At 64.3% G+C, this 24,586-nt stretch carries 17 protein-coding genes; 12 read left to right on the forward strand and 5 right to left on the reverse strand.

Annotated features, from left to right (window positions below; all coding sequences use genetic code 11):
• The first annotated feature begins 23 nt into the window (after nucleotides 1-23).
• The 3 genes from dxs (at nucleotide 24) to B3873_RS25840 (ending at nucleotide 6,743) form a co-directional block, all read left to right on the forward strand.
• The gene (dxs, locus tag B3873_RS25830) at nucleotides 24-1,889 is read left to right on the forward strand and encodes a 1-deoxy-D-xylulose-5-phosphate synthase (protein WP_286869967.1); all 1,866 of its coding nucleotides are present in this window, start codon (nucleotides 24-26) and stop codon (nucleotides 1,887-1,889) included.
• Between the two features lie 214 nt (nucleotides 1,890-2,103).
• Nucleotides 2,104-5,403 (forward strand): DUF2339 domain-containing protein, encoded by a 3,300-nt coding sequence (locus B3873_RS25835; RefSeq protein WP_286869968.1) that lies wholly within the window; start codon nucleotides 2,104-2,106, stop codon nucleotides 5,401-5,403.
• Nucleotides 5,400-6,743 (forward strand): DUF3999 domain-containing protein, encoded by a 1,344-nt coding sequence (locus tag B3873_RS25840; RefSeq protein ID WP_286869969.1) that lies wholly within the window; start codon nucleotides 5,400-5,402, stop codon nucleotides 6,741-6,743. Before B3873_RS25835 ends, B3873_RS25840 begins: the two co-directional genes overlap by 4 nt.
• A 63-nt stretch (nucleotides 6,744-6,806) precedes the next feature.
• Here the strand turns inward: B3873_RS25840 and B3873_RS25845 are convergent, their stop codons facing one another.
• Nucleotides 6,807-7,361, reverse strand: coding sequence for a cob(I)yrinic acid a,c-diamide adenosyltransferase (locus B3873_RS25845; protein ID WP_034330523.1), 555 nt, complete (start codon nucleotides 7,359-7,361; stop codon nucleotides 6,807-6,809).
• A gap of 306 nt (nucleotides 7,362-7,667) precedes the next feature.
• Between B3873_RS25845 and B3873_RS25850 the strand changes: the two genes are divergently transcribed.
• The 7 genes from B3873_RS25850 (at nucleotide 7,668) to B3873_RS25880 (ending at nucleotide 18,110) form a co-directional block, all read left to right on the forward strand.
• Nucleotides 7,668-9,083 carry an FAD-binding oxidoreductase gene (locus B3873_RS25850; RefSeq protein WP_088755702.1) on the forward strand — a complete coding sequence of 472 codons (1,416 nt, stop codon included), beginning with the start codon at nucleotides 7,668-7,670 and terminating at the stop codon, nucleotides 9,081-9,083.
• Nucleotides 9,084-9,208: 125 nt separating this feature from the next.
• Complete coding sequence (locus B3873_RS25855) at nucleotides 9,209-10,099, forward strand: LysR substrate-binding domain-containing protein (protein WP_039786924.1); 891 nt, start codon at nucleotides 9,209-9,211, stop codon at nucleotides 10,097-10,099.
• 249 nt (nucleotides 10,100-10,348) lie between these two features.
• On the forward strand, nucleotides 10,349-11,836 hold the full coding sequence (locus tag B3873_RS25860) for an FAD-linked oxidase C-terminal domain-containing protein (protein WP_039786927.1): 1,488 nt from the start codon (nucleotides 10,349-10,351) through the stop codon (nucleotides 11,834-11,836).
• Between the two features lie 2 nt (nucleotides 11,837-11,838).
• Entirely contained in the window at nucleotides 11,839-12,912 is a 1,074-nt protein-coding gene (gene glcE, locus B3873_RS25865) for a glycolate oxidase subunit GlcE (protein WP_286869974.1), read from the forward strand.
• 24 nt (nucleotides 12,913-12,936) lie between these two features.
• Nucleotides 12,937-14,178, forward strand: coding sequence for a glycolate oxidase subunit GlcF (glcF, locus tag B3873_RS25870; RefSeq protein ID WP_286869975.1), 1,242 nt, complete (start codon nucleotides 12,937-12,939; stop codon nucleotides 14,176-14,178).
• Nucleotides 14,179-14,355: 177 nt separating this feature from the next.
• Nucleotides 14,356-16,470, forward strand: a complete 2,115-nt coding sequence (locus B3873_RS25875; RefSeq protein ID WP_286869976.1) for a phosphocholine-specific phospholipase C — start codon at nucleotides 14,356-14,358, stop codon at nucleotides 16,468-16,470.
• A 344-nt stretch (nucleotides 16,471-16,814) separates the two neighbouring features.
• Nucleotides 16,815-18,110, forward strand: a complete 1,296-nt coding sequence (locus B3873_RS25880) for a dicarboxylate/amino acid:cation symporter (RefSeq protein WP_039786932.1) — start codon at nucleotides 16,815-16,817, stop codon at nucleotides 18,108-18,110.
• An 81-nt stretch (nucleotides 18,111-18,191) separates the two neighbouring features.
• On the opposite strand, the gene B3873_RS25885 is transcribed toward B3873_RS25880, so the two are convergent.
• From B3873_RS25885 to B3873_RS25900, 4 genes are all read right to left on the reverse strand, one after another.
• Nucleotides 18,192-18,644 carry a PPC domain-containing DNA-binding protein gene (locus B3873_RS25885; protein ID WP_276841172.1) on the reverse strand — a complete coding sequence of 151 codons (453 nt, stop codon included), beginning with the start codon at nucleotides 18,642-18,644 and terminating at the stop codon, nucleotides 18,192-18,194.
• A 2-nt stretch (nucleotides 18,645-18,646) separates the two neighbouring features.
• Nucleotides 18,647-19,216: a hypothetical protein gene (locus B3873_RS25890; RefSeq protein WP_276841170.1), complete on the reverse strand. Its 570-nt coding sequence runs from the start codon at nucleotides 19,214-19,216 to the stop codon at nucleotides 18,647-18,649.
• On the reverse strand, nucleotides 19,213-20,829 hold the full coding sequence (locus B3873_RS25895) for an acyl-CoA synthetase (RefSeq protein ID WP_286869983.1): 1,617 nt from the start codon (nucleotides 20,827-20,829) through the stop codon (nucleotides 19,213-19,215). Before B3873_RS25895 ends, B3873_RS25890 begins: the two co-directional genes overlap by 4 nt.
• Nucleotides 20,830-20,950: 121 nt before the next feature.
• The gene (locus B3873_RS25900; protein WP_134136579.1) at nucleotides 20,951-22,132 is read right to left on the reverse strand and encodes an acetyl-CoA acetyltransferase; all 1,182 of its coding nucleotides are present in this window, start codon (nucleotides 22,130-22,132) and stop codon (nucleotides 20,951-20,953) included.
• 754 nt (nucleotides 22,133-22,886) lie between these two features.
• Here B3873_RS25900 and B3873_RS25905 point away from each other — a divergent pair.
• Together B3873_RS25905 and B3873_RS25910 are read left to right on the forward strand one after the other, a co-directional pair.
• Entirely contained in the window at nucleotides 22,887-23,921 is a 1,035-nt protein-coding gene (locus B3873_RS25905; protein ID WP_209534287.1) for a TRAP transporter substrate-binding protein, read from the forward strand.
• 105 nt (nucleotides 23,922-24,026) lie between these two features.
• Nucleotides 24,027-24,586 (forward strand): TRAP transporter small permease (locus B3873_RS25910; protein ID WP_349676457.1); only part of this gene is annotated, 560 nt, incomplete at its 3' end.

A 24,586-nucleotide genomic window follows, 5' to 3' on the forward strand; every position in this document is an offset into this window, starting at 1 on the left:
AGCCCCCAACACGGTAAGAACAGATGCTCCTCAATCCCATCAACGCCCCGGCCGCCCTGCGCCGCCTGTCCCGCCATCAATTGAAGCCGCTGGCCGAAGAGCTGCGCGGTTTCCTGCTGGACTCGGTCTCCAAGACCGGCGGCCACCTGTCCTCCAACCTGGGCACGGTGGAGCTGACCATCGCGCTGCATTACGTCTTCAATACGCCGCAGGACCGCATCGTCTGGGATGTGGGCCATCAGACCTATCCGCACAAGATCCTCACCGGCCGCCGCGAGCGCATGGCCTCGCTGCGCCAGCAGGAGGGCATCTCGGGCTTCCCGCGCCGCATCGAAAGTGAATACGACACCTTCGGCACCGCCCACTCCTCGACCTCGATCTCGGCTGCGCTCGGCATGGCACTGGCCGCCAAGACCCAGGGCTCGGACCGCCATGCCATCGCCGTCATCGGCGACGGCGCGATGACCGCCGGCATGGCCTTCGAAGCGCTCAACAATGCGGGCGTGCATGAGGACATCAACCTGCTGGTGATCCTCAACGACAACGACATGTCGATCTCGCCGCCGGTGGGAGCGCTCAATCGCTACCTGGCGCGCCTGATGTCGGGCAAGTTCTACGCCAAGGCGCGTGACGTGGGCAAGTCGGTACTGCCCGGCCCGGTGCTGGAACTGGCCAAGCGCCTGGAAGAACATGCCAAGGGCATGGTGGTCCCGGCCACCATGTTCGAGGAATTCGGCTTCAACTACATCGGCCCCATCGATGGCCATGACCTCGACTCGCTGGTCCCCACGCTGCAGAACCTGAAGCACCTGAAGGGACCGCAATTCCTGCACGTGGTCACCAAGAAGGGACAAGGCTACAAGCTGGCCGAGGCTGATCCGGTGCTCTATCACGGCCCCGGCAAATTCAACCCCAGCGAAGGCATCAAGCCCAGCGCGGGCGGCAAGCTGACCTATACCCAGGTTTTCGGTGACTGGCTGTGCGACATGGCCGCCGCCGACGAGAAGCTGGTCGGCATCACCCCGGCCATGCGCGAAGGCTCGGGCATGGTGGGCTTTGAAAAGAAATTCCCGAATCGCTACTACGACGTCGGCATCGCCGAACAGCACGCCGTCACCTTTGCCGCCGGCATGGCCTGCGAGGGCATGAAGCCGGTGGTGGCGATCTACTCGACCTTCCTGCAGCGCGCCTACGACCAGCTGATCCACGACGTGGCCCTGCAGAACCTGGACGTGACCTTCGCCCTGGACCGCGCCGGTCTGGTCGGTGCCGATGGCGCGACCCACGCCGGCAATTACGACCTGGCGTTCCTGCGCTGTATCCCGAACATGGTGGTGATGGCGGCCTCCGATGAGGATGAGTGCCGCAAGATGCTCTCGACCGCTTATCAGTACCCCGGCCCGGCCTCGGTGCGCTATCCGCGCGGTGCCGGCATCGGTGCAGCGGTCGAGAAGACGCTGGAGACCCTGCCGCTGGGCAAGGGCGAGATCCGCCGCCAGGGCAAGGATGTCGCGATCCTGACCTTCGGCAGCCTGCTGGCACCGGCGCTCGGCGCGGGCGACAAGCTCAACGCCACGGTGGCCAACATGCGCTTCATCAAGCCGCTGGACGTGGAACTGGTCAAGCAGCTGGCCGCCTCGCACGATGCGCTGGTGACGGTGGAAGAGGGCTGCATCATGGGCGGCGCCGGTGCTGCCGTCTCCGAGGCATTGGCCGCCGCCGGCATCAACAAGCCGGTGCTGCACCTGGGCTTGCCGGACCGCTTCATCGATCATGGCGACGCTGTGCAACTGCTGGCGCAGTGCGGACTGGATGCCGATGGCATCGCCCAGTCCATCGTGCAGCGCTTCGGCAAGGACCAGCCCCGTCTGGTCGTCAACAACGGCTAAGCGCCGTCTTCCCGCACCACGCATCGTCCCGGCGGCCCACGCTGGCCGGGAGATGCGGCACGTTTTCTCATCCGTTGAACATCCTGTGGCCACGCCGGTCCAAGACCTCATCAATTAAAATAATTTCCTTTTGGAAATAATTTATGGGGTGGCCGGCGGCTTCGCGTGGGCGCTCCTGAAATCTTCCTGCAAGAATTCAAACGAGGAGAGACCCATGAGATGGGTGACGGCGATAGTCGGTGGTATGACGGGCTTTGTGCTGGCCTTGGCCAGTGATTGGTCGATCGGTTCTACGGTGGCCATCATGGCCGGGCTGGGCTTCTGGCTCGGCAATGTGCTGTTTGCGGGTAGCCAGCAGGAGGAGCCATCCGCCGCATTCACCGGTACGGCACCTTCCGCGTCGCTGGCCGCCCGCGTGAAGCACCTGGAAGACCGGGTCGCGATGCTCAGTGAAGAAGTGGAGCGGCTGCGACAGGAATCGCCGCATTACCTTGCGCCCCCTGAGCCGCCTGTCGAGGTGGAGCTCCCTGCAGAAGTACGCTCCCACGATCAAGTCCGCATCCCCGTTACCGCCGCCTTGCCGCCAGCGCCCGTCCCGCTCGCCTCGGCTGAGGCAGAACCACAGACCTCGCACGAACAACAAGCCGCTCCGCTGGCGACTGGCGCTGCAGGGAGCGAGCCTGAATTGCCGCCATCCCTCCCTGCCAAGCCCGCTGCGCCCGCGACACCGGACCTGCTGGAGCGCGCCTTCAATGCCGCGCGAGACTGGCTGCTGGGCGGCAACACGGTGGTGCGGGTGGGGATCATCGTGCTGTTCTTCGGCGTAGCCTTCCTGCTCAAGTACGCCGCCAGCAACAGCCTGCTGCCGATCGAATTCCGCCTGGCAGGTACTGCCCTCGGTGCTGCCGTCCTGCTGGGAGCCGGCTGGCACCTGCGCGAGCGCCGCACCGTGTACGGACTGGTGCTGCAAGGCGGCGGGGTAGGGGTGCTGTATCTGACGGTGTTTGCTGCCGTCAAACTGTATGCGCTGATTCCTTCGGGCATGGCCCTGCCGCTGATGGTGGTGATCTGCGCCCTGAGCGCTTTCCTGGCGATCCGGCAGGATGCGGCGGTGCTGGCCTTCATGGGCAGTGCGGGCGGTTTCCTGGCCCCGGTGCTGGTCAGCAGCGGCGGTGGCAGCCATGTCGCGCTCTTCAGCTATTACGCCTTGCTCAATGCCGGCATCTTTGCCATCGCCTGGTTCAAGGCCTGGCGCGCGCTCAACCTGCTGGGATTTTCCTTCACCTTCGTGATCGGTTCGATCTGGGGCGCGACCGCCTACGCACCGGAACACTTCGCCAGTACCGAAGCCTTCCTGGTGCTGTTCTTCCTCATGTACGTCGGCATCTCGCTCCTGTATGCCTTGCGGCGCGAGTGCGAGGTGCGGCACTACGTGGATGGCTCGCTGGTATTCGGCACGCCCATTGCGGCCACCGCGCTGCAGGCGGCCCTGGTCAAGTCCATGCCCTTCGGCCTGGCGTGGAGTGCGGTTGCCTTGTCAGCCTTCTATCTGCTGGCCGCAGCCGGACTGGTGCGCTGGCGGCAGCGGCTGGGTTTGCTGTTCGATGCCATGCTGGTCTTGGGCGTGATCTTCGCGACGCTGGCCATCCCCTTCGCCTGCTCCGGCCAGACCACGGGGGCCGCCTGGGCGATCGAGGGCGCGGCCCTGGTGTGGATGGCAGTGCGCCAGCGTCGGCTGCTGGCACTGCTGTCCGGCTTGCTGATGCAGCTTGTGGCGGCGCTGGCGTTCCTGGCGTCTTGGGGCGAGCCGCCTGGTGCGGTGCTGATGCCCGTCGTCCATACCGGCTTCCTGGCCATGCTGATGATTGCGCTGGCGGGCCTGTTCATCGGCTGGTGGCTGCAGGTGCGCAGCGATGCTGGCCGCTGGCATGCATCGCTGCCCGAAGTGGGCATGGCCGCTGCGGTGTGGGGCCTGTGCTGGTGGGCCGCTGCCGGCCTGCGCGAAATTCAGGCGTACGCTGCCGAGCTGGCACCGGAGGCGCTGGTCCCGTTCATCCTGACTGCGCTGGTGCTGTGGGCCATCCTCACCGCCTGGCTGGCCCACGCCGCGCGCCGCCTGCTGGCCTGGCCGCTGGCCCGGCGCGTCGAGCAGGCCTTGGCACCGGTGCTGGGTCTGCTGACCCTGGGCTTGTTCATGACGCAAGCTGCGCCGCTGACCGGCTGGGGCTGGCTGGCCTGGCCGCTGGCACTGGTCTCGACCTATGCCATCCTGTGGCACCTGGAAGGCGAGCACGAACGCGGCCAGACCTCCCCCTGGCCACCCTATGCCCTGCAGCACCTCTTGAGTTTCTGGATGCTGTGCGCCTTGCTGGCCTTCGAGGGCTACTTGCGCTTGCGTGAGTTCGTCCCCGAAGGCGCGTGGAGCTGGAGCGCCTGGGCCTGTGGAGTGGGACTGTGCCTGCTGGCGGTCTCGACCCTGGGCACTCGTCTGCGCTGGCCGGTGGCCGCGCACGCCTGGTCCTATCAGGTCTGGGGCGCGGCACCGCTGGCGCTGTTGCTGTGGGTGTGGAGCATCGGCAGTGCCCTGAGCGACGGCGATGCCTCGCCGCTGTTCTGGCTACCCCTGTTGAACCCCCTGGATGTGGCGCAATTATTGGGCTTTTTGGCCGTGGCCGCATGGATAGGGCGTTTGCGCCAGCTGGAGGTGAGCCAGCCGCCGCTGGAAGTGAATTATCTGGCGTTCGCTACGGTCTTCTTGTGGTTCAACGCACTGCTGTTGCGGACCTTGCATCACTATTTCGGCGTGGAATATGAAGTAGCTGCCGTGCTGGCCTCGTTCCGCTGGCAACAGGTCTTCATGCTGGGCTGGGGTGTCTTTGCCTTTGCCGCGCTGTGGCTGGTCCGCAGCGAACGCCTGCAGAAGCTGTGCGTGCTGGCCTCGCTGCCGCTGATGCTGGTGCTGTGGCTGTGGACGATCAACGTCAACTTTACCGAGGCCGGTGGCGACTGGATGCGGCTGCCCTTGCTCAATCCGCTGGATGCGGTCCTGCTGGCAATCTATGCACTGATGGCTTTCTGGCTCGCGCGCTTGGCCAGCCTGACCAGCTTGCTTGCGCCGTATCGCACGGCGCTGATGAGCGCGGTGGGCGCGACGGCCTTCCTCTGGCTCAACGCCATGCTGCTGCGCACCCTGCATCACTGGACCGGTCTGCCTTACACGCTGGCTGACATCTCGCACTCGACGCTGGCCCAGGCGGCGCTGACGGTGTTCTGGGCCTTGTGTGCTCTCACCACGCAGGTCATTGCCACGCGTCGCGGCCTGCGCATGCTGTGGTTCGTCGGCGGCGCGTTATTGGGAGTGACCGTGATCAAGCTGTTCCTGTTCGACCTGTCGCGCATCCAGGGCCTGGAGCGCATCGTCGCGTTCATCGGGGTCGGTGTGCTGCTGTTGCTGGTGGGGTATTTCTCGCCCTTGCCGCCCAAGCGCGCTGCCGCCGAGGAGGTCACGCCATGAAATCGATGCTGATGAGTTTGTGCGCGGGCTTGCTGGCGTTCAGCGCCCACGCCAGGGAAGCCGCGCCGGTGGCGGCTGTGCAATGGTACGAAGTGAATCTCAGCGGCAGCGGCCCGTATTACCGCATGCGCTTGCCGTCCGAGATCTACGCGGCCAGTCAGCGCAGCGATCTGGGCGATGTGCGCATCGTCAACGGTGCCGGAGAGCGGGTGCCGTTCTCACTGGAGGCGGCCACCGTTCCCGCTCCGGTCAAACGCGTGGTGCCGGCACCGGTGACCTGGTTTGCCGTGCCCTCCGCCAACCGAGCCGGCGGCCAGCCTCGCCTGGGTGTCTCGATTGCGCCCGACGGCAGCTTGCGTGCGGAGGTCGGCGCACCGGCCGCGCCGCGCGGGGCTGACGAGTCGGTGCTGGTCGATCTGGGGCGGGAAGCGTCGGTGAGCGGCTTGCGTATCCATTTGGGCGGGACGCAATATCAGGGCCGTGTCCAGGTCGAGAGCAGTGCCGATCTGACGCAATGGCACAGCGTGGCGGAGGCCGACTTGCTGAAGGCGTCCTCGAATGGCAAGCAGTTGCGCCAGGAGCGGGTGCCGCTGGACGGATTGCGGCAGCGCTACCTGCGGCTGAGTTGGCCGGATGGCGTGCCCGAGATCACGGCGATCGACGCCGAGACCGTTGTGGTGGAAGCGGTCCCCGGGAACGATGCGCCTGCTCTGCGCTGGCAGGCTGCCGCGCAGGTACGCACCGGCAGTCTGGCGGGCGAATATCTGTTCGAGAGCGGCGGAGTCTATCCGGCCGAAAGCGTGCGCATCGATCTGCCGCAGCCCAATACCATCGCCAAGGTCAGCCTGCAAAGCCGCAGCGAGGCCCAGGCATCCTGGCGGGAAGTCGCTACGGGCAGCGTATTCCGTCTGCAAGGCAAGTCAGGTGAGGAGCGCTCCGCACCGTTGCAATTCCAGGTCACGCCCGAGCGCAACTGGCGGATCCTGGTGGACACGCGCAATGGCGGTCTGGGCAGCGGCTTGCCGCAAGTGAGCCTGGGCTGGCGGCCGGCGCAGCTGACTTTCGTGGCACGGGGATCTCCGCCCTTCAGGATGGGCGCGGGCGATGCGGCGCTGGCACCGGTGGCGCAGCCGACAGCGGAATTGCTGATGGGGGCAACCCCCGAGATGGGCAACGCCACGCTGGGAGCACGGCTGCCGATGGCACAGGAAAGCGCGGCGGCCGCTTCGGCCAGTACCCGCAACATCGTGCTGTGGGTGGGTTTGATCATTGCCGTGGCGGCTTTGGGTGCCATCGCCTGGCGTCTGGCGCGCAGCAAGCCGGTGGACGGCTCACGCTAGCTGTCGCAGGCAGAAGGCGGTGTTGCTGCAGCGCTGCCTTCACTGCCCGCAGTGAGAACGCAATCAGCGTTCCCGCCCCTTCTCCCACAGCACATCCTGTCCACCCGCCTCCCGGTTGAGCACGCGCGCCAGCACGAAGCACAGGTCGGAGAGACGATTCAGATACTGCCGCGCCGGTGCATTCACACCGGCCTCGGATTTTTCCAGCATGACCACGCTGCGCTCGGCGCGACGGCACACGGTGCGGCATACGTGCGCCAGCGCGGCCGTGCGCGAGCCGCCGGGCAGGATGAATTCCTTCAGCGGGGGCAGGGTGGCGTTGTACTTTTCCAGCAGGGCGTCCAGCCGCGCCAGGTGCGCATCAGCCAGCACCGTATAGCCCGGGATGCACAGCTCGCCGCCGAGGTCGAAGAGGTCATGCTGGATCGACACCAGTTCCTCCCGCAGCGCAGCCGGCAGCGTCTCGCACAACAGCAGGCCCAGCTGCGAATTGAGCTCATCCACATCGCCCAGCGCCTGGATGCGCAGGTTGTCCTTGCCCACGCGGCTGCCATCGCCCAGTCCGGTACTGCCATCATCGCCGGTGCGGGTGGCGATCTTCGAAAGTCGGTTGCCCATCATTGCTCCTTGTTGATCCGCCGGGGAGCTTAAGCGCTTGCCTCGGCCAAGGCAAGCGCTTCCCGCGCGCTGCGAGCCGCTGCGCGCCTGCTGGAAAAATGGCGTAAACAATTCACTTGATTTGTCCGATCGGGCAGCATGGAGGGGGACATTTGCGCAAACTAAAGTCGGCAAGAGAGTAAAATTCATCGATTGGATCAGTGGTCAGTCCACTGGAGCGGCAAGGGATGCCGCTTCACCGGCCCTGCTTCTTCCCCGCACAAGACCATAAGAACACCGAGACACCAGACCCCTGAGAGACATTGCATGAACCACCTAGTTGACGCCCGGAAACTGAAACGCCCCGTGCCCCAGGCCCTGCTCGACGAGCTCAAGGCCCTCTTCGGCGAGCGCTGTTCCACCACCCTGGCCATGCGCGAGCACCACGGCCGCGACGAATCCTCCTACGATCCCATGCTGCCCGACGCCGTGGTCTTCGCCCACAGCACCGAGGAAGTCGCCGCCTTCGTCAAGCTCTGCAGCCAGTACGACACCCCCATCATCCCCTACGGCGCCGGCACCTCGCTGGAAGGCCACGTGCTGGCCCTGCAGGGCGGCGTCACGGTGGACCTGTCGCAGATGAACCAGGTCCTGGCCGTCAACGCCGAAGACCTGACCGCCACCGTCCAGGCCGGCGTCACCCGCAAGCAGCTGAACCAGGAGATCAAGGACACGGGCCTGTTCTTCCCCATCGATCCGGGCGCCGATGCCTCGCTGGGCGGCATGGCCTCGACCCGTGCGTCGGGCACCAATGCCGTGCGCTACGGCACGATGAAGGAAAACACGCTGACCCTGACCGTGGTCACGGCGCAAGGCGAGATCATCAAGACCGGCACCCGTGCCAAGAAATCCTCGGCCGGCTACGACCTGACCCGCGTCTACGTGGGCAGCGAAGGCACCTTGGGCATCATCACCGAAGTGACCGTGCGCCTGTATCCGCAGCCGGAAGCCATTTCGGCCGCGATCTGCTCCTTCCCCAGCGTGGCCGATGCGGTCAACACCGTCATCCAGACCATCCAGATGGGCGTGCCGCTGGCGCGTGTGGAACTGCTCGATGAAAACGGCGTGCGCGCCATCAATGCCCACGACAAGTTGAACCTGCCGGTCAATCCACTGCTGCTGTTCGAATTCCATGGCAGCGAGAACGGCGTCAAGGAACAAGCCGAACTGGTGCAGGACATCGCCAAGGAATTCCATGCGCTCGGTTTCGAATGGGCCACCCGCCCCGAAGACCGCACCCGCCTCTGGACCGCCCGTCACAACGCCTACTTCGCGCTGCTGCAATTGCGCCCCGGTGCCCGTGCGATTTCCACCGACTGCTGCGTGCCGATCTCGCGCCTGGCCGAATGCGTGCTGGCCACCAAGGCCGATTGCGAAGAGCAGGGGCTCATTCACGCCATCATCGGCCACGTCGGTGATGGCAACTTCCACGTGCAGATGATGGTGGACCCCAACGACCCGGCCGACATCGCCCGCGCCGAAGGCGTCAACGCCCGCATGGTGGCGCGGGCCCTCGGCATGGATGGCACCTGCACCGGTGAACATGGCGTGGGCCTGCACAAGATGGATTTCCTGATCCAGGAACACGGTGATGGTGCCATTGCCGTCATGCGTGCCATCAAGCATGCGCTTGATCCGAAGAACATCATGAACCCCGGCAAGATCCTGCGCTGGGAGCAGTGAGGTCGATGCATCACGCAGGCCAGGGGAGAAAAACTTAGTTTTGCGCGCCTGGCCTTTTAGTTTTTCGGCAACGGAATGTTAGTTTTCATCAGTTTTGCTTGAACCGCAGCAGGAATCCACCATTCATGGCCACCCGCCTTCCCCCCGTTCACGCCCTGTCCGCCTTCGAAGCGGCAGCCCGTCACAACTCGTTTGCGATTGCCGCCGAGGAACTGTGCATCACCCCCTCGGCGCTGTCGCACCGGATCCGCCTGCTGGAAGATTTTGTGGGCGAGCGCCTGTTCTATCGCGATGGCCGTTCCATCGGCCTGTCCGAATTCGGCCGCCGCTATCTCGATGTGGTGCGCAGCGCCTTGCGCACGCTGACCGATTTCCCGATGCCCCACCGCAATGCGGCCGTGCAGCCCAAGATCAAGGTGATGCTGCCGCCGACCTTCGCGCGCCACCTGCTCATGCCGCGCATCGCCGACTTCACCCAGCGCCATCCTGAGATCGTGGTCGAGCTGTACCTCTCGGTACCGCTGTATGACCTGTCGCTCTCGGAGAGCGATGTCGAGATCCGCTTCGGTGCCGGCAACTATCCCAACATCATCACCGAGAAGCTGTTCGAGGAACCGGCCTTCGCCGTGGCCAGCCCCGGCTACCTGAAGACCCTGCCGCCGATGAAGTCGCCCACCGACCTGCAACATGCGACCCTGCTGCGCTCGGCGCTGGAACCCTGGCAGCCCTGGTTCGAGGCCGCAGGCCTGAAGGACTGGGTGGAACCCTCGTCCGGCCTGCGCGTGGACGACCTGGGCCTGCTGCTGGAAGCGGTGCGCCACGGCTACGGCATTGGCCTGACGCGCCAGCACTTTGCCGAAGAACTGCTGGCCCGGGGCGAGATCGTCGAATTGTTCGACGTGCGCCTGCGCACCCCGCCGCATGCGTATTACGTGGTCTACGAGCGCGCCGTGCGCGAGCGGCCAGAGGTCGATACCTTCATCAGCTGGATGCAGAACGCCTTCCGCAACATCTGACCCGGCTTTGTATCGCCCATCCCGTCCGGCCGCCCTGAAAATAATTCACGGCGGCCGGAAATTCTTTTCAGTGGGCCGCCAGGCAACACGGCACCGTGCAGGGCGGCAAAATTCGTTACACTTGTCGGACTGAAAAAGCCCGCCCCATGCGGGCTGACAACAAACGAGACAGCGTGAGCCGCAGCATCGGATGCAAGAAGAGGGACATCCAGCGCCGCACGCCTGCCTAGCTTACCGCCGAGGTCCAGCATGAATGCTCCCGCCCAACCGTCCTTCGCGCCGGCCCGCCAGCGCGAAGTCGTCGATGCCCTGCGCCGGGTCGTCCCCGCGCACTGCGTGCTGTTCGACGAGGAAGACACCCGCCCCTACGAATGCGACGGCCTGGCCGCCTACCGCCAGCTGCCCATGGTGGTGGTGCTGCCCGAGAACGAGGCGCAGGTCATCGCCATCATGAAGGCCTGCCACGCGCTGCAGGTGCAGATCGTGCCGCGCGGTGCCGGCACCGGTCTGTCGGGCGGGGCCATGCCCATTGCCGATGGCGTGGTGGTCTCCACCGCCAAGTTCAACCAGATCCTCAAGATGGACAAGTACTCGCGCACCGCCGTGGTCCAGCCTGGCGTGCGCAACCTGGCCATCTCCGAAGCAGCGGCCCCGCACGGCCTGTATTACGCGCCGGACCCGTCCTCGCAGATCGCCTGTTCCATCGGCGGCAACGTGGCCGAGAATTCCGGCGGCGTGCATTGCCTGAAATACGGCCTGACGGTGCACAACGTGCTGCGCGTGCGCATGGTCACCATTGAAGGCGAGGTGGTGGAACTGGGCAGCGGTGCATTGGATGCGCCGGGCCTGGACCTGCTGGCCGTCTTCATCGGTTCCGAAGGCATGCTGGGCGTGGTCACCGAAGTGACCGTCAAGCTGGTGCCCAAGCCGCAGGCCGCGCGCGTGATCATGGCCTCCTTCGACGATGTGGTCAAAGGCGGCAATGCAGTGGCCAACGTGATCGCCGCCGGCATCATCCCGGCCGGGCTGGAGATGATGGACAAGACCAGCTCGCGCATGGTCGAGCCCTTCGTCAAAGCCGGCTATGACATCGATGCCGAAGCCATCCTGCTGTGCGAATCCGATGGCACCGTGGAAGAGGTGGAAGAAGAAATCGGCCGCATGACCGACGTGCTCAACGCCAGCGGTGCGACGGCCATTGCCTGCTCGCAGTCGGAAGCCGAGCGCCTGCGTTTCTGGTCCGGCCGCAAGAACGCCTTCCCGGCCGCGGGCCGCATCTCGCCCGACTATTACTGCATGGATGGCACCATCCCGCGCAAGAAGCTGGCGCAGGTGCTCTTGGGCATCGCCGAGATGGAAAAGAAATACGGCCTGCGCTGCGCCAACGTCTTCCATGCGGGCGATGGCAACCTGCATCCGCTGATCCTCTTCGATGCCAACATCGCTGACGAATTCCACCGCGCCGAACTGTTCGGTGCCGAGATCCTGGAGCTGTGCGTGGAAGTGGGCGGCACCATCACCGGTGAACACGGCGTGGGCATCGAGAAGATCAACTCCATGTGCGTGCAGTTTTCACCCGCCGAGCGCGAGGCCTTCTTCAAGTTGAAGCGCGCCTTCGACCCGGCCTTCCTGCTCAATCCGGACAAAGCCATTCCCACCCTGCATCGCTGTGCCGAATACGGCAAGATGCACGTGCAGCGCGGCCAGCTGCGCTTCCCCGATCTGCCGAGATTCTGACCATGCAAGCACAACAAGACATGGATGCCGTGCTGGCCTCCTTCCGCGAACGCATCCTCTCCGGCCGCGCCCTGCAGATCCGTGGCGGCGGCACCAAGGACTGGTACGGACAGGAGCCCGCCGGCGACCTGCTCGACACACGCCCCTACAGTGGCATCATCGACTATGAACCGACCGAGCTGGTCATCACCGCCCGCTGCGGCACGCCCCTGGCCGAGATCGATGCGGCACTGGCCCAGCACAACCAGATGCTGGCCTGGGAGCCGCCGCGTTTCGGCGGTGCGGCCACCGTCGGCGGCATGGTTGCGGCCGGCCTCTCCGGTCCTTCGCGCGCCAGCGCAGGTGCCGTGCGCGACTTCGTGCTGGGTGCCGTGCTCATGGATGCACAGGGCGAGCAACTGCACTTCGGCGGACAGGTCATGAAGAACGTCGCCGGCTATGACATCTCGCGCCTGCTGGCCGGTTCGCTGGGCACGCTGGGACTGATCCTGCAGGTCTCGCTGAAGGTCTTGCCGCGTCCCATCGCCAGCAGTACCCGCGTCTTCGAGATCAACCAGGAAGGCGCGCTGCGCCTGCTGAACCAGAGCGCAGGACAACCCCTGCCGCTGGTGGCCAGCGCCTGGGTCAACAATGTGCTCACGATCCGTTTGTCGGGCGCACAGGCTGCCGTGGATTCAGCAATCAAAAAGATGGGTGGCACCGAATTAAGCAATCCGGAAGATTACTGGACCGACCTGCGCGAGCAGACCCATCCTTTCTTCGCCGAATCGCAAGCCCCGCTGTGGCGCCTGTCGCTGCCCTCGGTGGCCCCGCCCGTCGACCTGCCGGGCCGCCAGCTGATCGAGTGGGGCGGGGCACAGCGCTGGCTGCGGCCGGAAGGAAATGTGGATGCCGTTGCCATCCGCGCCGCTGCACTCGCGGTCGGCGGACACGCCAGCCTGCATCGTGGCGGCGACAAGGCCATCGGTGTCTTCCACCCCTTGCAGCCGGCCGTGGAAACGATCCACCGCCGCCTCAAGCAGCAATTCGACCCGCAGGGCATCTTCAATCCCGGCCGCCTGTACGCCAGCCTGTAAGCGCCTCTTTTCCAAGCGATCATCATGCAGACCAACTTGGCTGATTTCATCCGCAACACCCAGGCCGGCGAGGAAGCCGACAGCATCCTGCGTTCCTGCGTGCATTGCGGTTTCTGTACCGCCACTTGTCCCACCTATCAACTGCTGGGCGATGAACTGGACGGCCCGCGCGGCCGCATCTATCTCATCAAGCAGGTGCTCGAAGGCAAGCCCGCCACGGCCGCCACGCAATCGCACCTGGACCGCTGCCTGACCTGCCGCAACTGCGAATCTACTTGTCCCTCCGGGGTGCAGTACGGACGCCTGGTCGACATCGGCCGCAAGGTGGTGGAAGAGCAAGTACAGCGTCCCTTCGGCGAGCGTGTCCTGCGCACCGCCTTGAAGGAACTGGTGCCGCGCAAGTGGATCTTCCGTCCGGCCATGAAGGCGGGGCAGATGGTGCGCCCGCTCTTGCCCAAGCTGTTGCAGAACAAGGTGCCGCTGCCACAGGATGCGGGAAGCTGGCCGACGCGCACGCATGCGCGCCAGATGCTGTTGCTAGAAGGATGCGTGCAACCATCGATGGCCCCCAACATCAACAGTGCCACCGCGCGCGTCCTCGATGCCCTCGGTGTGCAATTGTTCGCGCCGCCCAAGGCCGGCTGCTGCGGGGCCATTCGCTATCACCTCAATGACCAGGACGGCGGCCTCGACGACATGCGCCGCAACATCGACGCCTGGTGGCCCTACATCGAAGGACGTGACGGCGTGCGTGCCGACACCATCGTCATGAATGCCTCCGGCTGCGGTGCCACCGTCAAGGAATACGGCCACCTGCTGCAGCATGATCCGGATTACGCCGAGAAGGCGCGCCGCATCTCCCGCATGACGCGCGACATCAGCGAGATCCTGCCCGAGTTCGAAGAGCAGCTGCAGCACAGGCTCAAGGATTTCAACGGCAAGCGCGTGGCCTATCACCCGCCCTGCACCCTGCAGCATGGCCAGAAGATCCGCGGCAAGGTCGAGGGCATCCTGCGCGCGGCCGGCGTGGATGTGCAGCTGTGTGCGGACAGCCATCTCTGCTGCGGTTCGGCCGGCACCTATTCGGTACTGCAGCCTGAACTGTCCTATCGCCTGCGCGACAACAAGATCAGCAAGCTGCAGGCCACCGATCCGGACATGATCGTCACCGGCAACATCGGGTGCGTCACGCACCTGCAATCCGGGACCGACACGCCGGTGCGGCACTGGATCGAATTGCTGGACAGCGCCTTGCAACAGGCCTGAGGACGCGGATAGTCAGGATAGTCCGGATAGTCCGGATGACATCGTGATGCGTCTCACGATGTCATTGTCCTGTCAGATCAAAAACTTAGACTTTCGCCTTCACCGATACCAGCGGTGTAGTCAGGCGAAGCCCGCAAGGTCTTGTCGCGCCTGGCTGCCCGCACGAGGACCAGGATCATGGGCGGAACCAGTCGACGCGATTTCCTAAGATTGTCGGCCAGCGTGGCCGGTGCTGCCAGCGCCGCCGCACTGCTGCCGGCCTCGATCAGCAAGGCCCTGGCCATCGCGCCCCAGGTGCGCACGGGCAGCATCGAGGACGTCGAGCACATCGTGGTCTTCATGCAGGAGAACCGTTCCTTCGATCACTACCTGGGGCATCTGTCCGGTGTGCGCGGCTACAACGACCGCTTTCCGGTGACGCTGCCCAATGGCCGTCCGGTCTGGTTCCAGCCACGTCAGGAGGATCCCGCCGCCGTCATCGCACCGTTCCGTTACGACACCACTGATCCGGCGATGAATGCGCAATGCGTCGGCAGCCTGCCGCACACCTGGGCCACCACCCAGGGGGCCATCAACGGCGGACGCGCCGATCAATGGGCCCAGCAAAAGGGCAATCTGTGCATGGGTTACCACGTGCGCGAGGACATTCCCTTCCACTATGCCCTGGCCGATGCCTTCACCGTCTGCGACCAGTATTTCTGCTCGATTCCCGGCAACACCCATCCCAACCGCATGTACCTGATGACTGGCATGATCGATCCGCTGGGCAGCGGCGGCGGACCGCTGCTGGACAATACCGACTACATCGACAACCAGTTCAGCAGCACCAAGCTGCCGCCCTTCACCTGGACCACCTATCCGGAACGGCTGGAGCAGGCCGGCATTTCCTGGCAGGTCTACCAGCAGGGCAATGACTTCGACAAGTTCAGTGGCAACTACGGCACCAACATGCTGGCTTCGTTCGAGAACTTCGTGCATGCCCCCATCGGTTCCTCCCTGCACGCGCGCGGCATGAGTACCCGCAGCGTCGCGCAGCTCAGGGCCGATGTGGAGCAGGGCAAGCTGCCGCAGGTGTCGTGGCTGCTGCCGCCGGCGGTGTATTCCGAGCATCCGGATTACACGCCGCTGTATGGCGCGCGCTATCTGTCCGACATCCTCGATGCGCTCACCGCCAATCCCGATGTGTGGAGCAAGACCGTGCTCTTCATCATGTATGACGAGAACGACGGCTTCTTCGACCACGTGGTCCCGCCGCAGGCCCCCACGGTGCCGGGTTCCGGCAAGAGCACGGTGGACATCGCTCTGGAGCGCCATGCCGTGGTGGCCGCGAGCCAGCAGGGCAAGTTCACTGCCGACCAGCTGCCCTACGGGCTGGGCCCGCGCGTGCCGATGTTCGTGGTCTCGCCGTGGTCGCGCGGCGGGCGGGTCAATTCGCAGGTGTTCGATCACACGTCCGTACTGCAATTCATCGAGCGCCGCTTCGGCGTCATCGAGCCCAACATTTCTCCCTGGCGGCGTGCGGTGTGCGGCGACCTCACATCGACGCTGGATTTCAGCCGGCGCGATACCTCGGCACCGCGCCTGCCCGATACCACCCACTACCTGGCCGATTCCGACCTGCAATGCAAACGTCCGGTCGCCATCAGCGCGCCCGCACCCGGCGCTGCGCTGTCCATCGCCCCGCAAGAAGCGGGCGTGCGGACTGCCTGCCCCTTGCCCTATGCGCTGCACGTGCATGGCAGCCGCGAGGGCGACCGTTACATCCTGCGCTTCGACAATGTCGGCCGGCAGGGCGCGCATTTCCAGGTCCACGACGATGTCCTCGGTAGCGCACCGCGCGGCTATACCGTGGAGGCCGGCAAGCAGCTCGGTGACAGTTGGCCGCTTGCTGCCGGAGGCCGTTACCAGTTCAGCGTGTGGGGACCGAACGGCTATTTCCGCCGTTTCGCAGGGCAGGCCGGAAGCACGTCGCAGCCGGAACCGGAACTGCGCAGCCATTACGATGCGGCCCGCGGCGTGCTGAACCTCAGCTTGCTCAATCCCGGCCCGGCACCCTTGATCGCCACGGTCACCGATCTGGCCTACGGCCACACCCCGCGCGTGCTGCACGTGCCGGCCGGGCAGAGCGTCAGCAGCGCCTGGGATCTGGCGGCCAGCCACCACTGGTACGACCTGCAGTGGCAACTGCAGGACCGGCCGCATTGGCTGCGCCGGCTGGCGGGCCATCTGGAAACCGGCCGCCCCAGCATGAGCGATCCGGCCGCCACGGCACCCGTGACGACCGCACTCTGAAGCCCCTGCAGGCGGGTGTCTTGTGGCTGACAAAGCGCTGACAAGTTGGCCTCAGGCATGTTGGCAAAATCGCCACATTCCGGCTCCTGTGGACGGTTTGCTGCGTTTTGGGGCAGTTTTACCTGCTTAGCCTTGACGGCGGGGGGCATAAGTCAATAAGCTTCGTCCTTTTTTCCGCGCGGCGGGAAAAAACGGTCAGGGTTTCTCATCAGAAACTGACGCTTTCTGACCATCCAAAAGCATGGCGCCCCTGTCACCGCACCGGCCGGCGCCGCCCGCAAGCCTTACATCATCGTCCTCTCACCGGTGCCTGGTGCCGGTGGCGAGCGAGGGCAGGAGAACACATGAAGAAACGCATTCCACAAGCCGCCTACATCTTTGCAGCCATGCTGCTGGGCATCCTGGTCGGCTACCTGATTTTCAATCACTACGACAAGGGCGAGGCCAAGGAGCTGGCGGGTTATATCTCGATTGCCTCCGACCTGTTCCTGCGCCTCATCAAGATGGTCATCGCACCGCTGGTGTTCTCGACCCTGGTGGTGGGCATCGCCCACATGGGCGACGCCAAGTCGGTGGGCCGCATCTTCGGCAAGTCGCTGGCCTGGTTCTTCATCGCTTCGCTGGTGTCGCTGGCGCTGGGCATGATCATGGCCAACCTGCTGCAACCGGGTGCCGGCGTGGCGCTGCCGTCGCCGGATGCTGCCGGTGCGGGCCTGGCCACCAGCAAGTTCACGGTCAAGGAATTCTTCAACCACCTGGTGCCCAAGTCCATCGTGGAAGCCATGGCGCAGAACGAGATCCTGCAGGTGGTGGTGTTCTCCATGTTCTTCGGCATCGCCCTGGCGGCACTGGGTGAACGCGGCAAGCACCTGCTGGCCGTCATCGACGACCTGTCGCACACCATGCTGAAGATCACCGTCTACGTCATGAAGTTCGCGCCGGTGGCCGTGTTTGCCGCCATGGCCGCAACGGTCGCCGTCAATGGCCTGGACATCCTGGTCAGCTTCGCGGTCTTCATGCGTGACTTCTACTTCTCGCTGGTGCTGCTGTGGGTGATCCTGATCGCGGTGGGCTTCGTATTCCTGAAGAAGCGCATCTTCCACCTGCTGGCGCTGATCAAGGAAGCCTTCCTGCTGGCCTTCGCCACCGCCAGCTCGGAAGCGGCCTATCCGAAGCTGCTGGACGCGCTGGACCGCTTTGGCGTCAAGCGCAAGATCTCCAGCTTCGTTATGCCGATGGGGTATTCCTTCAACCTCGACGGCTCGATGATCTATTGCACCTTCGCTACGCTCTTCATCGCGCAGGCCTATGGCATCCACATGCCCATCTCCACCCAGATCACCATGATGCTGGTGCTGATGCTGACCTCCAAGGGCATCGCCGGCGTGCCGCGCGCCTCGCTGGTGGTGATCGCCGCCACGCTGCACCAGTTCAACATCCCGGAAGCGGGCCTGCTGGTGATCCTGGGCATCGATACCTTCCTCGACATGGGCCGTTCGGCTACCAATGCGGTGGGCAACTCGATCGCTTCGGCCGTGGTGGCCAAGTGGGAAGGCGGCCTGCTGAGCGAAGAAGAAGCCGCTCGCGCCGAAGTCGAGATCGAACAGGAAGCCGAAGCCACGCTGCATACGGAAGCCTGATCCGATAGTTAGTCCAAGAATGAAACAATGCCGCCCGGTGATGAGCCGGGCGGCATTTTTCATGGGGGAAAGGAAAGTGATTCAGGCCGGCAGCGCCTCGGATTGCTTGACCGCAATCCATTCCTGCAAGGTGATCTCGATGGTGATGAAAGAGAGATTGGCGCCGCGCACGAAGCGTCCGGCAAAGATGCGTCCCTCGGTATCGGCCACCACGCCTTGCAATGGATGGGCGCTGGCGGGTCCCTCCGCAAAACCGATTTCACCGAAGACGTTGAGGATTTCCACGCCCGGCCCGTTGATCTCCATCGCACGCACCGCGGCTGGGGTGGCGTATTGCAGATGGGCATCGATGAGGCTGCCGATGGCGCCCCGCACGATGGCCTTGTCCATGCCGTGCTGGCGGCACAGCGCTTCCACGCTTTCGGTCAGGTCCTGGTTGGGTTTGAGGCGGGCCATCACCAGCTTGCCGAGCTGGCCCTGTTCTACGTGGATGTGGTCGTCAAGGGAGTCGCTGTCATGGGCGGGGAGCGTCATCATCATTCCATGGGTGTCGGATGCAATAGACTGAAGTGCGTCTCTTCATCGCTGTTGACGACGAAGGCGCTGCGGGAGAACAGGCACAGGCGCAGGATGAGCGGATCGTCGCCCACCTCCACCGTGTCGAGCAGCAGATGGCCGCCATGCAGCGTGCCATCGCCATCGATGAAACCTGAGTGGCAATGCAGTAATACTTTTCCATCGGCGTTCTGGCCGATGGTGATGGCGCCGGTCACGAAGCTGATGACGCCTTCCAATACATGCGGTGGTCCATAGTCATATGGCCGGCTGGCGTCTCCGGTCTGTTCGATGCAGTGGTAATGCAGCCGCCGCGCGCTACCGCCGCACAGCCGTCCCACGCCGCCGCGCTGGCCATAGCGTGCCAGCACGCGCCGCAAGGCCGGGCCGACCGGGGTGCCTGGTTGCAGCGTGATACGAAGTTCCTCGGCCGGGTCGGCCTCCAGGTCCAGCGTGCGCGGATAGCTTGGCTGGCCTGCATGAAGGAACTTGCGCACCGCCAGGAAACCGGCGCTGGCCGTGGTCTCGCCAGGTTGGCCGGAGAGTTTCATAGACGGTAGTCGCCTTGCTCTTCCAGCAGCGCCCTGATCTGTTTCTTGACGATCTTGCCGTAGCCCGACTTGGGCATGCTGTCCCAGTAGACGAAGCGACGCGGCCACTTGTACTTGCCGATGCGGGTTTCCAGATGCGCCAGCAAGGCCTCGCCATCGGCGTGCTGGCCAGCCTTGCAGACGATCACCGCCAGCCCGCTTTCGCCCCACTTGGGATCGGGCACGCCCAGCACCGCCACTTCGGAGACGGCCGGGTGCGTCAGCAGGGCTTCCTCGATCTCGCGCGGATAGACGTTGGAGCCGCCCGAGATGTACATGTCCGAGGAACGCCCGGTGATGTAGAGGAAGCCATCCTTGTCCACATGCCCGAGATCGCCGGTGTGGAACCAGTCATGCTTGAAGGCCTTGGCATTGGCCTCCGGATTATTGTGATAGCCCATGAAGACGGCCGGTCCGCGCACGCAGATTTCGCCGGTCTCGAAGGGCGCCAGCTCTTGCCCATCATCGTTCAGGATGGCGATCTGCATGCCGGTACGCGGCATGCCGCAGGTCCCCACGCGTGCCTGCGGATGGGCGTCATCCTCGAAGTGCAAATAGGACGGCAGGAAGGTGATATTGCCGGTCACTTCACCCAGGCCGTAATACTGCACCAGCACCTTGCCCAGCTTCTTCAATGCATGGATCTGGTCGGCGCGATACATGGGGGCGCCGGCATAGATGACGTGTTTCAGCGAGCTGTGGTCGTAGCGGTCCACCGACTCATCCTCGACCAGGATCTTGACTATGGTGGGCACGGTGAAGAGATTGTCCACCTTGTATTTCTCCACCAGCTGCCAGGCTTCCTCGACCACCAGCCGTTCGGAAGAGAGCAGGATGCTGGCCGCACCGCGCGCCGTGTTGACCACCGCATGCACGCCTGCGCCGTGTGAGAGCGGTGCCACCACCAGCGAGCGCGAGTGATGCGTGAGCCCCGGCATCAGGTCGGCCAGGTGATTGGTCACCACGAAGGCCATCTGGCCGTGCGAGAGCATGCCGGCCTTCGGATGGCCGGTGGTGCCGGAGGTGTAGAAGAACCACAGCGGATCGTCGTAATCGACTTCGGCCTCGCGGAAGGTTTCGCCGCTGCCATCGGCCACCAGCGTTTCGTAATCGAGTTCGCCCGGCCGTGCGTCGGCCAGGGCCACCACGTGTTCGAGCGCGGGCGAGGCGGATTTCACCGCATCGACATACGGCGCGAAACCGCGGTCATACAGCATCACGCAGGCCCCGCTGGACTGGCCGAGATAGGCGGCCTCGGGCGGCGTGACGCGGAAATTGGTCGGTACCCAGACCACGCCCATCTTGAAGGCGGCCCAGGCACTCTCGAAGATCTGCTGGTTGTTGCGCGAGTGGACCAGCATCTTGTCGCCCTTCTTGACGCCGCGCCGGGTGAGGGCGTGGGCCAGCGCATCGACGCGGGCATTGATCTCGCGCCAGGGGATCAGGCGGTCGCTGCCATCGGTTGCGCCTTGCGCCAGGATCAGGCCCGGCTCTTCCGGAAAGCGGCGCGCCACGTCCGAGAGCAGGCGGCCCAGGTTCATCACTTTGCTTAACATCGTCTCACTCGTCCCGATTCTTCTGATGGAATTCTGATGGAAATTGGCGTGCTGCCTTGTTCTGTTTTTTTGCACATCACTTCATGCGGCGCGCCACCCTTCAACGACAGGATGGCGCACCGGTGCTGCTACCGCTTCTTTAGTTCACACGCTCCAGAATGCTCACATAGTTGGCCACTGCCGCGCCGCCCATGTTGAACACGCCGGCATAGCGCGCATTGGCGATCTGCATGTCGCCCGCATCATGGGATGCCTGCATGGCCGCCATCACGTGCATCGAGACACCGGTGGCACCGACCGGATGGCCCTTGGACTTCAGCCCGCCCGAGGGATTGACCGGCAGCTTGCCGTCCTTGGCGGTGATGCCTTCGGCAATCACGCGTGCGCCCTGGCCGTGCGGGGCCAGGCCCATGGCTTCGTATTCCAGCAGCTCGGCCACGGTGAAGCAGTCGTGCGTCTCCACCAGCGAGAGATCATCGAGGCTCAGGCTGGCTGCGCCCAGCGCTTTCTTCCAGGCCAGCTCGGCCGCTTCGAAGCGGGTCGGGTCGCGGCGCGACAGCGGCAGGAAATCATTGACGTGGACCGCCGCACGGAACTGCACCGCGCGCGGCATGGACTTGGCCACGTCGGCGGCGCTGATGACGAGGGCAGCTGCACCATCGGAAATGAGCGAGCAGTCGGTGCGCTTGAGCGGACCGGCCACATACGGATTCTTGTCGGAGACCGTGCGGCAGAAATCGAAACCGAAATCCTTGCGCATGTGGGCATAGGGATTGACCATGCCGTTCTTGTGATTCTTGGCCGCGATCATCGCCAGCGCATCGGACTGGTCGCCGAAGCGATCGAAGTAGCTCTGCGCGATCTTGCCGAAGACCCCGGCAAAGCCACCCGGAATGCCCGCTTCTTCCTTGGCGTAGCAAGCCTTGAGCAGCACCTCGCCCACTTGCGCGGTGGCCAGCTCGGTCATCTTCTCAAAGCCGATCACCAGCACGTGTTTCGATTCGCCCGCCTTGATCGCCTGCAGGCCCGAATGGATGGCCGCCGAACCGGTGGCGCAGGCATTCTCCAGGCGCGTGGCGGGTTTGAAGCGCAGCTGCGGCAGCGTGTTCAGGACCAGCGAGGAAGGGAAGTCCTGGTACAGGAAACCGGCATTGAAGGTACCGAAGTGCACCGAGTCGATGTCTTCCGGTTGCAGCCCGGCGTGTTCGATGGCGGCCTTGGCGACCTGGCCGATCAGCACTTCCGGATCGATGCCGTCGAGCTTGCCGAATTGCGAATGGTTCCAGCCGGTGATGCAGGGTGAGGATGCAGAAACAGTCATGGGGTTGTCCTTGTGTCCGTAGTCACGGGGTCAATGGAGCTGGGTCGCTCCGTTACACACAGGGGCAATATGCAAAATCGGTGCCACGCGCAGGACCGCTCGCACCACCGCATGCAGCCGGTGTTGCGCATCCCTTGCCTCGGCATCGCGCAGCCGGGAATGGCGCATCGCGCCAGGGGCCGGCCTGCATCTTGCCCGTCTCCTGAGAGTGCCGGCGCAAAGCCGCGCCGGGTCTCGCTTTGTTGTTGATATTGATGCGTGCTGATGTGTCCGGCAGGCCGCCCGCTCATTCCCGACATGCAGGAAAAATCGAACAGAACAGGGCAGTGCCCGCCGACCGCATGAAGATATCACGTACTTTACGTTAACGTAAATCATTGCGCTGCAGCAGCCGGCAGGCAGCACTATTGCCGGTGAGCAGCATGAACAGGTGTCGACGCCTGCGACAGTGCAGCGACACTTCTGCGACAGGTGTCGCAGTCACGCTGCGCGCAAATAAATGGCGGCGGCGGTGATTGCGCGCTTGTACAGGCCCGCCCTTATCGCAGAGAATACAGGCGCAGTGCCGTTGAGGGAGAGGGATGGCGCCATGCCGACCAGGGAGGATAGGGGGCTTGGCATCCAATTTGCTCTGTCGAGGCACAGGCAGTGTTGACCACCCGGAACAGGGAGCTGCACGCCCGATCCAGCACCCCTGGTAGCGCCGGATTCAGCAAATTTCAAAATTACAAACAGACAGACAGGAGACAAGCAGATGGAACAATCCACTGGCAAGATCACGCGCCGCCATTTTCTGAAGACGGCTTCGGTCGCTTCGGCTGCCGCCGCTACCGGCCTGGTATCCACCTCGGCGCATGCGGCCGAATTCACCTTCAAGTACGCCAACAATCTGCCGGTGACGCACCCGATGAATGCGCGCGCCAAGGAAATGGCCGCGGCCATCGCGGAACAATCCAAGGGCCGCATCGAACTGCAGCTCTACCCCAACAACCAGCTGGGCACCGATACCGACATGCTCTCGCAGGTGCGTGCGGGTGCGATTGATTTCTTCACGCTCTCGCCGCTGATCCTGGGCACGCTGGTGCCGGCTGCGCAGATCTCCGGCATCGGCTTCGCCTTCAAGGATTACAGCCAGGTCTGGCCGGCCATGGATGGCGAACTGGGTGCGCATGTGCGCAAGCAGATTGAAGCCAAGTCCACGCTGTTCGCCTTTGAAAAGATCTGGGACAACGGCTATCGCCAGATCACCAACAGCACCAAGCCCATCAAGGCGGCCGACGACCTCAAGGGCATGAAGCTGCGCGTGCCGCCCAGCCCGCTGTGGACCTCGATGTTCAAGGCCTTCGATGCGGCCCCGACCTCGATCAACTTCGCCGAAGTCTATTCGGCCCTGCAGACCAAGATCGTGGAAGGCCAGGAAAACCCCATGGCCATCATCTCCACCGCCAAGCTCTACGAAGTGCAGAAGTACTGCTCCATCACCAACCACATGTGGGATGGCTTCTGGTTCCTGGGCAACAAGAAATCCTTCGAGCGTCTGCCCAAGGACCTGCAGGACCTGATGGCCCGCCTCATCAACGAAGCCGCCATGAACCAGCGTGCCGACGTGCGCAAGCTCAACGATTCGCTGGTCGATGAAATGAAGGGCAAGGGTCTGGCCTTCAACAATGCCGATGCCGATTCCTTCCGCGCCAAGCTGCGCAGTGCCGGTTTCTATGCCGAGTGGAAGAAGAAGTTCGGCGACGAGCCCTGGGCCCTGCTGGAGAAGTACACCGGCAAGCTGGCCTGAGCGCTTCGTTTGCCGGGGCTCATGCCTGCATGAGCCCGTGCGCCGGAGTGCTGCCCTCGCCGTGAGGGCAGTGCTCCCGCCCTGAATCCATTTCGCTGGAGCTTGATGATGGAAGCTGCAATGACTTACCGCGCCCCGGTCAACATGAACCCGGCTGCGCGCGCGCTGGTCGCATTCAATCGCATGGTGATGCACGTGGTCGGTGCCGTAGCCGCCGCCCTGGTGGTGGCTGAAACCGTGGTGCTGCTGACCGGCGTGATCTACCGCTATGCGCTGCATGACCCCCTGGTGTGGTCGGATGAACTGGCCTCGATCCTCTTCATCTGGCTGTCGATGCTGGGGGCCGTGCTGGCGCTGGATCGCGGCGAGCACATGCGGCTCACCGCCATCATCAACAAGTGTTCCGAGAAAGGCCGCGTGTGGCTCGAAACGGTCGCTGCTTTGGTGGTCTGCATCTTCGTGCTGATGGTGATCCACCCGGCCGTGGACCATGCGGTGGAGCAAATGCCGATCACCACACCGGCGCTGGAAATCCCCGATGGCCTGCGCGCTGCGGCCCTGCCGGTCGGCGCGATCCTGATGCTGCTGGCGGCGGTCTCGCGCATGGCGGCCATGACGACGATGCGCCTGCTGCTCTCCGCCCTGGCCGTGGTCGCCGTGATTGG

Source organism: Herbaspirillum sp. UBA812 (assembly GCF_002296545.1).
Lineage (GTDB): Bacteria > Pseudomonadota > Gammaproteobacteria > Burkholderiales > Burkholderiaceae_D > Herbaspirillum > Herbaspirillum huttiense.